12 protein-coding genes are annotated in these 12,875 nt (G+C 71.7%); 5 read left to right on the forward strand and 7 right to left on the reverse strand.

Annotated features, from left to right (window positions below; translation table 11 throughout):
- Nucleotides 1-22: 22 nt before the first annotated feature.
- The 6 genes from B0I32_RS09620 to B0I32_RS09640 form a co-directional block, all read right to left on the reverse strand.
- Nucleotides 23-763, reverse strand: coding sequence for an ABC transporter permease (locus B0I32_RS09620; RefSeq protein WP_245955705.1), 741 nt, complete (start codon nt 761-763; stop codon nt 23-25).
- Nucleotides 764-828: 65 nt separating this feature from the next.
- The gene (locus B0I32_RS09625; protein ID WP_106236851.1) at nt 829-1,584 is read right to left on the reverse strand and encodes an ABC transporter permease; all 756 of its coding nucleotides are present in this window, start codon (nt 1,582-1,584) and stop codon (nt 829-831) included.
- A 202-nt stretch (nt 1,585-1,786) separates the two neighbouring features.
- Nucleotides 1,787-2,428, reverse strand: a complete 642-nt coding sequence (gene otnC / locus B0I32_RS09630) for a 3-oxo-tetronate 4-phosphate decarboxylase (protein ID WP_106236852.1) — start codon at nt 2,426-2,428, stop codon at nt 1,787-1,789.
- Entirely contained in the window at nt 2,425-3,849 is a 1,425-nt protein-coding gene (locus B0I32_RS09635; RefSeq protein WP_106236854.1) for a four-carbon acid sugar kinase family protein, read from the reverse strand. The genes otnC and B0I32_RS09635 overlap by 4 nt, the downstream gene beginning before the upstream one ends.
- Nucleotides 3,846-3,971, reverse strand: a complete 126-nt coding sequence (locus tag B0I32_RS60875) for a hypothetical protein (RefSeq protein ID WP_281262582.1) — start codon at nt 3,969-3,971, stop codon at nt 3,846-3,848. The genes B0I32_RS09635 and B0I32_RS60875 overlap by 4 nt, the downstream gene beginning before the upstream one ends.
- A gap of 116 nt (nt 3,972-4,087) precedes the next feature.
- Nucleotides 4,088-5,029 (reverse strand): hypothetical protein, encoded by a 942-nt coding sequence (locus B0I32_RS09640; protein ID WP_106236855.1) that lies wholly within the window; start codon nt 5,027-5,029, stop codon nt 4,088-4,090.
- A gap of 588 nt (nt 5,030-5,617) precedes the next feature.
- On the opposite strand from B0I32_RS09640, the gene B0I32_RS09645 reads away from it, so the two are divergent.
- On the forward strand, nt 5,618-6,769 hold the full coding sequence (locus tag B0I32_RS09645; protein WP_106236857.1) for a DUF418 domain-containing protein: 1,152 nt from the start codon (nt 5,618-5,620) through the stop codon (nt 6,767-6,769).
- 338 nt (nt 6,770-7,107) lie between these two features.
- Here B0I32_RS09645 and B0I32_RS09650 read toward each other — a convergent pair whose 3' ends face one another.
- On the reverse strand, nt 7,108-7,956 hold the full coding sequence (locus B0I32_RS09650; protein WP_245955706.1) for an alpha/beta fold hydrolase: 849 nt from the start codon (nt 7,954-7,956) through the stop codon (nt 7,108-7,110).
- Nucleotides 7,957-8,348: 392 nt separating this feature from the next.
- Between B0I32_RS09650 and B0I32_RS09655 the strand changes: the two genes are divergently transcribed.
- The 4 genes from B0I32_RS09655 (at nt 8,349) to B0I32_RS09670 (ending at nt 12,790) form a co-directional block, all read left to right on the forward strand.
- Nucleotides 8,349-9,326, forward strand: coding sequence for a threo-3-hydroxy-L-aspartate ammonia-lyase (locus tag B0I32_RS09655; RefSeq protein ID WP_106236858.1), 978 nt, complete (start codon nt 8,349-8,351; stop codon nt 9,324-9,326).
- A gap of 135 nt (nt 9,327-9,461) precedes the next feature.
- Complete coding sequence (locus tag B0I32_RS09660; protein ID WP_106236860.1) at nt 9,462-10,688, forward strand: MFS transporter; 1,227 nt, start codon at nt 9,462-9,464, stop codon at nt 10,686-10,688.
- A 243-nt stretch (nt 10,689-10,931) separates the two neighbouring features.
- Nucleotides 10,932-11,378: a MarR family winged helix-turn-helix transcriptional regulator gene (locus tag B0I32_RS09665; protein WP_219911702.1), complete on the forward strand. Its 447-nt coding sequence runs from the start codon at nt 10,932-10,934 to the stop codon at nt 11,376-11,378.
- A complete protein-coding gene (locus tag B0I32_RS09670) occupies nt 11,375-12,790 on the forward strand; it encodes an MFS transporter (RefSeq protein ID WP_219911703.1) in 1,416 nt (471 codons plus the stop codon). Before B0I32_RS09665 ends, B0I32_RS09670 begins: the two co-directional genes overlap by 4 nt.
- Nucleotides 12,791-12,875: the final 85 nt, after the last annotated feature.

Raw genomic sequence — 12,875 nt, forward strand, 5'->3', positions numbered from 1 at the left:
TTAACCGCGTTCGCTGGAATGTTCATCGGCTTTTCGCCGCGGCATGCCAGGCGAGCAACCGGCTCTCCATGAGCAGGAACCCCTGGTTCAGCAGATAACCGAGGATGCCGAGCAGCGCGATCGCCCCCCACACGCCCGGCAGGTCGAACGCCCGCTGCGCCGCGCGTAACTGGAAGCCGATGCCCTCGGTGCTGAAGAACTCCGCGATGACCATGAGGATCAGCGCCAGCGAGAGGCTCAGCCGCAGCCCGGCGAAGATCTTCGGCGCGGCGGACGGCAGGACGATCCGCAGCAGCCGCTGGCCCCGGCTGAACCCGAACACCCGGGCCGTGTCCAGGTGCGTCGGCTCGACGGAGCGCGCCCCGTCGGCCGCGTTGAACAGCACCGGCCACACGATCCCGAACGTGATCGTGGCGACCTGCATGCGCGTGCCCACCGAGAACAGGGCCAGGAACATGGGCAGCAACGCGGGCGGCGGCAGCGCCCGGCCGAACTGGATGACCGGGTCGAGGAAGCGGTAGAGGAGCGGCGAGCGGCCCAGCGCCACGCCGAGGGCCACCCCGGCGATCCCGGCCAGCGCCCAGCCCGCCAGCAACCGGCCCAGGCTCTGCGGGAAGTTGGCCAGGGCGGTGTCGTTCAGCCAGAGGTGGGACGGGGGGCCGGTGAACCAGAGCTCGCGCATCCGGACGGCGATCGCGGACGGCGGCGGGAAGAAGGGATGCTCCATCGCTCTGGTGGCGAACTCCCACCCCAGCAGCACCACCGGTACGACCCAAAGACCGGCCAGCCGTCCCGCTGGAGATCGTTTCCCTGCGCGCTGGGGGGCGGTCATCGGCGGGTTCCCGGGTGCCAGTGGAAGAGGCGGCGTTCCGCCCAGACGAAGGCGCCGTTGGTGGCGATGCCGAGCAGGCCGGCCCAGACCGTGGCGGCCACGGTGAGCGTGAGGCCGTCGGGGCTGCTGCCGGCCAGGATGATGAACGCGCCGATCCCGTCGGAGCCGCCCGCGAGCAACTCCGTGCTGATGGCCAGGATGAGCGCGATCGTGGCGGCCACCCGGATCCCGGTCGCGATGAACGGCGCCGTGCTCGGCAGCGAGACCCGCAGCAGCACCGCCAGGTGGCCGAAGCCGAAGGCCCGCAGGGTCTCCTTGGCCAGGGGGTCGACCTCTTTGAGGCCGTACATGGTGTTGATCAGGATCGGCCACGTGGAGGCGTACACGATGATGGCGACCTTCATGTCCAGCCGCTCGGTGAACACGAACGCCGCCAGCGGGATCAGCGCCACCGACGGGATGGGCCGCAGGAACTCGATCAGCGGCCGCAGCGCCCGCTCGATCGCCGGCACGCTGCCGAGCAGCAGCCCGGCCGGTACGGCGAGCGCGACCGTGAGCAGCAGCCCCAGCGCCCATCCGGCGAAGGTCAGGCCCACGTCCAGCAGGAACTCGGGATCGGCCGCCAGCCCGGCGGCGGTGCGCAGCACGGTCGAGGCCAGCGGGAACTGCACGGTGGAGACGAACCCGAGCCGGCCCGCCGCCTCGGCGAGACAGAGCAGACCGGCCACGCCGAGAGAGCCGCAGATGAACACGTTGTCGAAGGGACGCCAGAGCCGACGCCGCCGGAGTAAAGGACGCGGAAATGTCAGCCGGGGGATCAACGGATCGCCTCGGTGAGGAGAACAACCATGAAGGTCTCCGAATTCGACCGGGGACGGGCGAATATGAAGACAGAGTAACGATCAGCAATTCATCGCGGCGACCGGATGGTTTTCCTTACCACGCAACCGTTCTTCACTTACCGTGTCGCGCCAGTGCCCGCACCTGCTCGGGCGTGAGCGGGCGCGTGGGCAGGCCGCGCAGCAGCAGGAAGAGCTTGGCCGTCTCCTCCAGTTCCTCGATCGCGTCGAGCGCCGCGCCCAGGCTCGTCCCGGCGACGATGGGGCCGTGGTTGCTCAGCAGCAGGGCCGCGTGCGTGCGCGCCGCCTCCTCGGCGGCCGGCTCCAACACCTGGTCGCCGGGCGCGAAGTACGGCAGCAACGGCAGCCGGCCCACGCGCATCGCGAAGTAGGCGGTCAGCGGGGGCAGCGCGTCCTCCGGGTCGAGGCCGTCCAGGCAGGAGACGGCGGCGGCGTACGTGGAGTGGGTGTGCACGACGGCGTTCGCCTCGGGCCTGGCCCGCAGCATGGCGGCGTGCAGGAACGCCTCCTTCGACGGCCGGGGTCCGCTCACGTGGGCTCCGGCCGCGTCGATCAGCGACAGCTCGTCCGCTTCGACGGTGCCGAGGCTTGATCCGGTCGGGGTGACCAGGAGGTGCTCGCCGACGCGTACGGAGAGATTGCCCGTGCTGCCGTGGGTCAGGCCGCGCTGGAACAGCGATCGCGCGGCGGCGATGATCTCCGCGCGCTGCTCGTCTCGGTTCGTCGCTCGGCTCATCGTGTGGCCTCCAGCAGTAGGTCCGGCTCGCCGAAATTGCCGGACTTGAGCAGTAGCGTGAGGCCAGAGGGGGTGAAGATCCACGGCACCCCGCGTGCCGCCTCCGCGCCGATCTCGCCGCCCGGCACGCCGAGCGTGCTCACGACGGCGCCCGACGTCTCGCCGCCGGCCGACACGACGCGGGTGACACCCCGCTCGACCAGCCCCCGGGCGACCCGGCCGATGGCCGCCTCCAGGATCGCGGCCGAGCGGTCGGTTCCGAGCCGTCGCTGTACGTGGCGCAGGGCGGCCAGCTCCAGGGAAGAGTAGATCAGGGGTGCCTCCGTGTCCTTGCCGAGGGTGTCGTACCAGGCGAGTGCGCCGTCCGCGAGGGAGCCCGGGTCCTGGTCGGCCAGGGCGTCGAGGCGGTAGGCCGGCCGGCCCGCTTCGATCATGGCGGCGATCTGCTGGAGCGTACGGGCCGAGCAGCTTCCGGCCAGCACCGCGGCGGGCTCGCCGGAGGCGGGAACGGGCGCCTCACCGTGGTCGGCGCGCGCCCTGCTCGCGGTCGGACTTTCCGCCTGGCCTACCGCCGGACCTTCGGCCGAATCTCCCGCACGACCTTCCGCACGACCTTCCGCACGACCTTCCGCACGACCTTCCGCTCGGCCTTTTGCCAGGCCGGCTGCCAGGCCGGCCGCGCCTGCGACCAGCGGGGCTCCGGACAGTGCCCGGCCCGCCGTCGTCAGGTCGCTGTCGTCCAGGGCGTCCACGAGGGCGTAACGGACGCCGTCCGCTCGCAACTCGGACAGCCGCGCCTCGATGGCCTGCCCACGGACCTGGGGGAGTGTCACGACGCCCGCCCGGTACTCGCTCTGGGCTTCCAGTACGCGTGGCAGGTAGGAGTCGGTCATGGGGGTGAGCGGGTGATGGCGCATGGGGGACTCGCCGAGCAGCACGTCGCCGACGAACAGGTAGCCGTTGTACTGCGTGCGGCCGTGCTCGGGGGAGCTCGGGGTCATCGCCACGACCGGCACGTCCATGGCGTCGGCCAGCGCGTCGAGGACCGGGCCGATGTTGCCGTCGGGGGTGGAGTCGAAGGTGGAGCAGTACTTGAAGTAGACCTGGTCCAGGTTGACGTGCGTACGCAGCCAGTCCAGGGCGGCGAGCGAGCGGGCCACCGCGTCGGCCTTGGGGATCGTCCGGGTCTTCAGCGCGATCACCACGGCGTCGTACCCGGGCGTGTCGGTGCCCCGCGCGGGCCTGTCGGTGTCGTGCTCGGGTGTGTCGGTGTCGCTCTGGGACGGGTCAGCGCCGTGCTTGGACGGGGCGAGGTCGTCCGGCGGGAGGCCGAAGTAGAGGACGGTGCGGAGGCCGTGACGGCGCAGGGCCACGGCGACGTCTGTGGCGCCGGTGAAGTCGTCGGCGATGGCGCCGATCATCGATCCCCCTTCGGGTGGTGCTGGCGGCGGGCGGTGACGGGGATGGCTGCTCGTCGCACAGGCATGGCGCGCCCGGTCGCGGCCGGGGTGGTGTCGACCAGCGTGATTCTCGGCCTGCTCATCGGGGCGGCTCCGTCGGGTTCGGCACGGGAGCGCGCTCGTCGATCCGGGCACGGTGGTGGGCGACCATGTGACCGACGTTATCGGCGTCCCGCCAGGAGGCGACTGCGGCCTGTGCTCAGCTGGTGATTGTTTTGTCGCGCAGGAGGAAGTAGCTCGCCTGGTCGGTCTGAAGGTAGGCGTGGAAGTTCGGGGCCAGGGAGCGGGCTGATCTGTCGGCGGTCACGATCGTGACGACCACGTAGTTCTTGGACGACCCCGAGAGGATCTTGCCGTACGAGTACTTGGCGAGGGTCTCGTCCTGACGCCACCTGACCGCGTTCGACGAGAGCTTGGCCAGGCGGGAGGCGGCGGTCTTGGCGGACTGTTCGCTCGGGAAGGACATCAGGAGCTGCACCGCCTTGATGTGGCCGCTGTAGGCGGAGTAGGCGAGCTGGACGGCGCTCTCGCACTTGTTCTTTGTCAGTACGCTGCCCTCGCCGTCCACCGGGGTGCACGACGGGTACGTCCAGCCGCCGACCTTGTCGGCCCGGAACTTGACGCCGCCCAGGGCGAAGTTCCAGTCCTTGAACTCGCTGTGGGTGAGCGGCGAGCCGGGCTGCACCTGCTTCGAGGCGGACGCGGTGCTGGTCGGGGAGCCGCTGGGCGTGGCCGAGGGGGTGGGGGACTCGGAGGTGGGGTCGGGGCTCGTGGTCGCGGGCGGGTCCGACGACTCGGGGCTCTGCGACGGCGGGGACGTGGTGGGGGCCTCGCTGGGCAGGGCGACGGTGGTGGTGGGGCCGGGCGCGTTCAGGTAGAGGTACGCACCCACGGCGCCGCCGCCGAGAAGGAGCACGGCCACGCCGACGGCCAGCCCGATGATCAGGGCGCCGTTGCTCTTCCTGGCCGGCCCAGGCGCATAGCCCTGCTGCGGGAACTGCCCACCGCCCGGCTGCCCGGCGTACGGCCCACCGCCCGGTCGCCCGTTGTACGGCGGGCTGCCGTAGCCCTGGTGAGCCAGCGCCGTCTGATCCGGCAACGGTGCGTAGGCCGGCTGGGTGGCGGCGGCCTGAGTCGGCATTTGACCGTAACCGGGTTGGGGGATGCCGTAACCGTGTTGGTTGGCGGCCGTCTGGCCCGGCTGTGGGTCCCAGCTGGGTTGGGGGGTGGTGGGCCGGCTCGGTGGTGGGCCCCAGCCGGGTCCCGGGGGCGTGGGCTGACTCGGTTGGGGAGCGTGGCCGGGGCCGGTGGGCTGACCTGGCGGTGGGCCGTAGGTGGGCTGGGGCGGGCCGTTGCCGGGTGGAGGAGAGGGTGGCCATCCCTGCGGGTCCTGCTGGGAGGAGTAGGACGGGTGTTGTGGCGGACCCCAGGACGGTGGTTGCGGGGTGCTGTAAGGCGGGTGCTGCGCGGCCGGGTTCTGGGGTGGGTCGTACCCTTGCGGCGCAGCCTGGCCCTGTGCGTCGCCCCAGGGTTCTGGCTGGTGCGGCTGGGGTTGGGGTGGCTGCGGAGGGTATGCCATCCCCCCATTGTGGGGCAGGCCATTACCTTCTGCCTCAAGTACCCCACCAATTGTCATACTAGGTCAGCGTGCCGACGGGGATGCTTTGGTCGGCTCGGCGGAGACCAAGGTCTGATGTCGCGGCGTGAGCGCCGATCGTAGCTTCGGCCCATGACGGAACTACGCACGCCTCCCGCCACCCGTGTCCACGAGGTGGACGCCGTGCGGGGGTTCGCCCTGGCCGGCATCCTGGTCGCGAACATCGGCTTCTTCGCCGATCCCGGCTATGCCATGGCGGACGGCAGCATGCCCATCACGGAAGGCCCCGTCGCCTGGGTCATCACGGCTCTCGTGCTGACGAAGTTCTACATCGTCTTCTCGTTCCTGTTCGGCTACTCGTTCACGCTGCAGATGCGCGCGGCGGAACGGGCGGGCGCGAGCGTGAAGGCCAGGACCCTGCGCAGGTGCCTGGGACTGTTCGTGATCGGGGCGCTGCACGGGATCCTGCTGTGGATCGGCGACATCCTGACCCTGTACGCCGTGCTCGGCCTGGCCCTGCTCGCCATGCGCGACCTCAGGCCGAGGACCGCCGTGGTCACCGGCTCCGTCATCGTCGGCGTGATCACCCTGCTGCTGGGGGCGCTGGCGTGGCTGTCCACCCTCGACCCGGCGGCCGGCCAGACCCCGGCGGCCGACCCGGCGCAGGCGGCCAGGGCGCTGAGCCTGGCCACCGGCGGGCCGCTGGACTTCCTGACCCTGCAACTGGAGCTCTATCCGCCCATCGCGGTGCTGGTCTGGCTGGGCCAGGGGCCGACGGCGCTGGCCATGTTCCTGTTCGGGCTGGCGGCGGGCAAGCGCAGGCTGCTGGAGGACACCGAGCGGTGGGAGCGGCTGCTGCCCGGGATCCAGTGGATCGGGTTCGGGATCGGCCTGCCCGGCGGGATCCTGCTCGCGTGGACGTCCGGCGAGGCGGGCCCGTGGGAGCTGGCCGGCACGGCGCTCAACACCGTCACCTCGATCCTGCTGGCCGCCGCCTACGTCGCGACGCTGCTGCGGGTGATCAGGCGCTTCCCCGCCGCCGGGCGCGTGCTCGCCCCCGCCGGCCGGGTGGCGGCCTCCAACTACGTGGGCCAGTCGCTGCTGGCGTGCCTGATCTTCACCGGGTACGGGCTCGGCCTGGCGGGCACCCTGTCGCCGCTCGCCGTGATGGGCGTGGCCGCGCTGATCTACACCCTGCTGCTCTGGCTGAGCGCGATGTGGCTGCGTTCGCACCGATACGGGCCGATCGAGTACGTGCTCCGCCGCGTCACGAACGGGGCCTGAACAGTGCCCGCCGGAATTCGATGGAAAGTTTGCGGCGAACCGGTATTTCTCCCTATACGCCCGCTCTCTACGAGTGCAGCATCCTTTGGCAGGAGGTCGGACAGGAAGCCGTGCCGGCGGCCTGTGGCGCAGCACGAGGGCCTGCGCGACAGGCCGATCTCCGGCACAGAGCCGACCGACCGCCGAGGACGGATCAGTTGGGCAGGCCCGTGCCGCGGGTCACCACGATCCCCGCCGAGCAGAGCGCGGTCTTGCTGCGGGACGGCGCTTTGCTCGGCGGGCATTTCCCCGGCCACCGGTCAGCGGTTTGCTCGGGGGGCATTTCCCCGGGCAACCGGTCAGCGGGTTTCGGCGCGGTGGACGAGACGGGCGATGCGGGCGGCGATGTCGGACCACAGCTGCCTGGGCAGGTTGTGCCCCATGCCGTCGATGATCACCAGCTCCGCCCCGGGGATCGCCGCCGCGGTCGCCTCGCCGCCGCTGACGTCGCACATCGCGTCGTCGGCGCCGTGCAGCACCAGCGTCGGCACGCCGACCGTACGGAGCCCGGCGGTGCGATCGCCCGACGCGAGGACCGCCACGGCCTGGCGGAGCGTCCCGACGGGATCGTGGGACCGGTCGTACGCCATCCCGGCGCGCTCGCGCAGCTCGGCCTCGTCGGCGGGGAAGCCGGGCGAGCCGATGACGCGGAAGGCCGCGACCCAGCGCTCGATGACGGCCGCGCGCCCCGCAGGCGCCGGCCCCGCCAGCGCGGCCAGCGCCTCCGGCCTGGGGCCGCCCACTCCGGGCGCGCCCGTGGTGGACATGATCGACGTCAGGGAACGGATGCGGGCGGGATGCTCGACGGCCACCGTCTGGGCGATCATCCCGCCCAGTGAGGCGCCGACGAGATGGGCGCTGTCCAGCCCCAGCGCGTCGAGCAGGCCGACGGTGTCGGCCGCCAGGTCGGACAGCGTGTAGGAGGCCGAGGACAGGTCACCGGCCAGCGCGGCCGGCAGGTCGGGCGGCGGCGCGTCGTGGAAGTGGGTGGACAGGCCGGCGTCGCGGTTGTCGAAGCGGATGACGTGGTGGCCGAGGCCCGCGAGTTCGGCGCAGAAGCCTTCGTGCCAGTGGACGAGCTGGCCCCCGGCGCCCATGATCAGCAGGATCGGCGGCGCTTGGGGGTCGCCGAAGCGTTCGTAGGTCATCTCGATCCGGGACGGACCGACATTCTTCGCTTTTTCCTCGCTCATCATCACGCTGACTCCCGATTTCGACGGGCGGAAGGATGGAAATAACGCTATCCCTCTTCGGCCGGGTTGCCGAACGCATATTCGGTCGGTGATCAGGGTGGCTTTCTTGTTGTATTTCGCGAGAATGTTGGAGATGTGGTGAAGGTCGCAGAGCGGAGACCGTCCCGCTCAGGACGCTGTTCGGGGGGCAGAAGGTGCAAAAGGCGTTGCGGTAAGCATGCCCGGCTCGCGATTCCGCCGATAGATGAAGAGCGGGCGCTACCCGGTTACCCGGGTTTCTTCGTCGATGGGGAAAATGGTGGTGATATAGGTAGGTCTTCGGTGGTCAACTGGGAGGTACACAGAACATGCCGAACGCGCTGCCGGTCACCCTCGGTGACGTTCACGACGCCGCCGCCCGGATCAAGGGCGTCGCCCACCGGACCCCCGTCCTGCGCTCGCGTACGCTCGACGCCCTGGTGGGAGCCGAGGTCTTTCTCAAGTGCGAGAACCTGCAGCGCATCGGGGCGTTCAAGTTCCGCGGAGCCTACAACGCCGTCTCCCGCCTGACCCCGGCCCAGCTGGAGCGGGGCGTGGCCACGTACTCGTCCGGCAACCACGCCCAGGCCGTCGCCCTGGCCGCGCGTGAGCTGGGGAGCACGGCGGTGATCGTCATGCCCGAGGACGCCCCGCGGTCCAAGAGGGAGGCCGCCGTCGGTTACGGCGCGGAGATCGTCACCTACGACCGCTACAGCGGCGACCGGGTCGCCATCGGCGAGGCGCTGGCCGCCGAGCGCGGACTGGCCCTGATCCCCCCGTACGAGCATCCGCACGTCATCGCTGGCCAGGGCACCGCGACCCTGGAGCTGATCGAGGAGGTCGGCGACCTGGACGCGCTGCTCGTGCCGATCGGCGGCGGCGGCCTGATCGCGGGCAGCGCCACGGCGGCCAAGGGCCTGCTGCCCCGGATCCGGGTGATCGGCGTGGAGCCTGAGGCCGGCGACGACACCAAGCGGTCGCTCAGCGCGGGCCGGCGGGTGTCCATCCCCATCCCGCGGACGATCGCCGACGGCCAGGCCAGCGAGATCCCCGGCGAGCTGACGTTCTCGATCAACCGGCACCTGGTCGACGACGTCGCCCTCGTGAGCGAGGACGACATCCGCGCGGCCATGCGGATGGCGTTCGAACGCATGAAGATCGTCATGGAGCCCAGCGGCGCCACCCCGCTGGCCGCGCTGCTGGCGGGGCGGGCCGGGAACCTGCCGCGCCGGGTCGGGATCATCGTCTCCGGCGGCAACATCGACACCCGCCGCTTCGCCGAGATCTGCGCCGCCCCAGCCGGCTGATCGTCCCGCCGACGGCTGATCGGCCGACAGCTGATCGGCCGACAGCTGATCGGCTGGTGGCCGGTTGAGGTCAGCTTAGGTCGGTCCCTTGTTCGGCTGATCGTCTTGTTGTGGGATTGCGGCAGAATAGGCGGGATGTCCTCCCCCCGCCCGGCGTCCGATCGGGACTTCCGGCGCCTCTGGGCGGGGACGGCGGTCAGCCAGCTCGGGTCGGCGGTCGGCATGGTGGCGCTGCCCGTGGTGGCCGTCACCGTCGTCGGGGCGTCGGCGTTCGAGGTGGCGCTGCTGGCCGCGTTCACCGCCGTCACGACCGCGCTGCTGGCCTTCCCGCTCGGCGCCTACGTCGAGTTCAGGCGCAAGCGGCCGATCATGATCGTGACGGACGCGGTCAGGTTCGCCGCGATCGGGAGCGTTCCGGTCGCGGCGCTTCTGCACGTGCTGACGTTCGCCCAGCTGTGCGTGATCGCGGTCGTGAACGCCTCGTGCCAGATCGCGTTCTCCGCCGCCTCGCAGGCGCATCTCAAGGCGCTGGTGTCGGGGCCGGGCCTGGTCGCGGCCAACAGCCGGCTGGAGTCGACCCGCTGGCTCAGCGTCTCGGCGGGTCCGTCCGCGGGCGGCGCGCTCATCGGGCTGTTCGGCGCGGCCGGGTCGCTGGTGATCGACGCGCTGTCGTTCCTGGTCAGCGCGCAGGCGATCAGGACCCTGCGCACGCCGGAGCCGGCCCCGCCGGTACGGGAGCGGCGCGCGTCGCGGCGGGAGGAGCTGTTCGCGGGGTGGCGGTTCGCCTGGCGGCATCCGGCGCTGCGGCCGATGCTGGTCAGCTGGGTGACCTTCGCCGGGGCCAGCTCGATGGGGGCGTCGGTGTCGGCCGTCTTCTACCTGCGCGACCTGGGGTTCGAGCCCTGGCAGTACGGGCTGATCATGGGCGTGCCGTCGCTGGGCGGCTTCGTCGGCGCACGGGCCGCGCCCCGGCTGGTGGCCAGGCTGGGTGACGTGCGGACTCTGTGGTGGGCGAGCATGGTCCGCGGGCCCTGGTACTTCCTCATCCCGGCCGCCGTGCCCGGCGTTCCCGGGCTGCTGATGTGCGGCTTCGGGTTCGGCCTGGTGCTGCTGTTCGCCGGCGCCGCCAACTCCACCATGACGAGCTACCGGCAGCGGCAGACGCCCGACGAGCTGATGGCGAGGGTGGCGGCGCTGTGGTCGTTCGCGACGACGGTCACGCAGCCACTGTTCATCCTGCTCGGCGGCCTCGTGGCGACGTGGGCGGACACCAGGTCGGCGCTGTACGCGGCGGCCGCGGTGATGTGCGGGGCGGCGCTGCTGCTGCCGCGGACACCACCACGTGAGCAGCCGGGCTCATGATCATTCGGTGGCCGTCCACGCGGCTATCTGCGCCCGCGAGCCGAACCCCGAGCGGCGGCGCTCCCTCCTCCTCCGGCTCCTCGGCGGCGTCCGGAGCGGGCTCCCCGAGTGCCAGCGCGACCCCCGCCGTCCGCGGCAACACCAGGGGCAAGGTCGTGATCACCGTCTTAACGTGACGGGATAGACAGCCAAGGCTGTTCAGTTCAGGTTGTGCAGTCCAGGCTGTCGTTCTAGCGTGGACGTGTGAACGAGGTGCAGCAGGTCTCCGAGCAGGCCGCGCACGCCGCGGCCGAGGTGTGGGTGGTCTTCAGCCGGCTGCGCCGCAGGCTCCAGGCGCTGGAGGGGGAGGGCGGCAGCTCGCCCGCGCAGGCGTCGGTGCTGGCCCGGCTCAGCAAGCAGGGCCCGGCCTCGGCCAGCGAACTGGCCGCCGCCGAGCGGGTCAGGCCGCAGTCGATGGCGAAGATCGTGGCCGCGCTGGAGCAGGCGGGGCTGGTCGAGCGGCATCCCGATCCGGAGGACGGGCGCCGTCTGCTGGTCACGCTGACCGAGGCGGGGCGTACCCGGCGGCAGGGCGACCGTCAGGCGCGCGAGGCGTGGTTGGCCAGGACGCTGCACGAGCGGGGGGACGAGGAGCAGTTGCGCGCGGTGATCACCGCGATGGCGCTGCTCGACGAGGTCGCGCACTCGTGACGATCCGTCAGGGCATCGGGCGCGTCGCCGGACGGATGCGGCGCGGGCGGCCGCCCGATGCGGGCGGGTTCGACCGCAAGCTGGTCGCGCCCATGATCCTCGGCTCCATCCTCAACCCGGTCAACTCCTCCATGCTGGCGGTGGCGCTGATCCCCATCGGGGCCGCGTTCGGGGCGCCGCCGTCCGAGACGGCGTGGCTGGTGACCGCCCTCTACCTGGCCACGGCGGTCGCGCAGCCGGTCATCGGCCGGCTCGTCGACGCGTACGGGCCGCGCCCGCTCTACCTGACCGGCACCGCGCTGGTGGGCCTCGCGGGGCTGATGGCCGTGTTCGCCCCCGGTCTCGGCCTGCTGATCGCCTCCCGGGTGCTGCTCGGCATCGGCACGTCGGCGGCCTATCCGGCGTCGATGTACCTGCTGCGCAGCGAGGCCGAGCGCACCGGCCTGCGCAACCCGAGCGGCATCCTGGCCGCCCTGTCCGTCTCCAACCAGGTCATCGCGGTGATCGGCCCGACGCTCGGCGGCCTGCTGATCGGCCTCGGCGGCTGGCACCTGATCTTCACCATCAACGTCCCGCTGTCGGCCGCCTGCCTGGTCCTGGGCGGGCTGCGGCTGCCGCGACGCGCCGACCTGCGCCTCGCGCCCGGGCAGCGGATCGACGTCGTGGGCATCGGGTTGTTCGCCGGCACGATCGTCGCGTTCATGCTGTTCCTGATGGAGCCGGGCCTCGACCACGCCTACCTGCCCGCCGTCGCCCTCGTGACCGGCGCGGGCTTCGCGTGGTGGGAGCTGCGGCGGACGCAGCCGTTCATCGACCTGCGGGTCCTGCGCGGCAACGCGCCGCTGCTGGCCACGTACGCGCGCCAGCTGCTCGCCTTCACCACCATCTACGCCTTCCTGTACGGCTTCACCCAGTGGCTGGAGGAGAGCCGGTCGCTGAGCCCGTCGCAGGCGGGGCTGATCCTGCTGCCCATGTCGGGAGCGGCCATCGTGGCCACGGTCCTGGTCGGGCGGCGGCCCCAGGTGCGCGGCAAGCTCCTGGTCGGCGCCGTGATCCAGGTCGCGGGCTGCGCCGGTCTGCTGCTGCTCGACGTGTCCATCCCCGTCTGGGTCCCGGTGGCCATCGCCACCGCCGTCGGCATCCCGCAGGGCCTGATCGGCCTGGCCAACCAGAACGCCCTCTACGCCCAGGCGGACCCGGCGCGCATGGGGTCGTCGGCCGGGCTGCTGCGTACCTTCGCCTACCTCGGCGCGCTGCTCGCCTCGGCCGCCAACGCCGCCTTCTACCGGCACGGCGCGACCACCGGCGGGCTGCACGACCTCGCGCTGCTCCTGCTGGTCGTCTCGGCGCTGCTGCTCACGGTCACGGTCGCGGATCGCTCCTTGCGCCGCGTCGGCCGCGACCGCTCCTGACGGACGCCACGTTCATCGACGTCACCCCGATGGACGCCTCCCGCACGGAAGTCACCCGCACGGACGCCGGTTGGAGGCGCGGAAT

It is taken from the genome of Nonomuraea fuscirosea (assembly GCF_003001935.1).
Lineage (GTDB): Bacteria > Actinomycetota > Actinomycetes > Streptosporangiales > Streptosporangiaceae > Nonomuraea > Nonomuraea fuscirosea.

Bases quoted from the DNA above. Each gene is read 5' to 3' on its own strand.
- B0I32_RS09635 (WP_106236854.1), bottom strand. From the start codon at position 3,849: ATGATCGGCGCCATCGCCGACGACTTCACCGGCGCCACAGACGTCGCC.
- B0I32_RS09660 (WP_106236860.1), top strand. From the start codon at position 9,462: ATGTCCTCCCCCCGCCCGGCGTCCGATCGGGACTTCCGGCGCCTCTGG.
- otnC (WP_106236852.1), bottom strand. From the start codon at position 2,428: ATGAGCCGAGCGACGAACCGAGACGAGCAGCGCGCGGAGATCATCGCC.
- B0I32_RS09640 (WP_106236855.1), bottom strand. From the start codon at position 5,029: ATGCCGACTCAGGCCGCCGCCACCCAGCCGGCCTACGCACCGTTGCCG.
- B0I32_RS09655 (WP_106236858.1), top strand. From the start codon at position 8,349: ATGCCGAACGCGCTGCCGGTCACCCTCGGTGACGTTCACGACGCCGCC.
- B0I32_RS09645 (WP_106236857.1), top strand. From the start codon at position 5,618: ATGACGGAACTACGCACGCCTCCCGCCACCCGTGTCCACGAGGTGGAC.
- B0I32_RS09650 (WP_245955706.1), bottom strand. From the start codon at position 7,956: ATGACCTACGAACGCTTCGGCGACCCCCAAGCGCCGCCGATCCTGCTG.
- B0I32_RS60875 (WP_281262582.1), bottom strand. From the start codon at position 3,971: ATGAGCAGGCCGAGAATCACGCTGGTCGACACCACCCCGGCCGCGACC.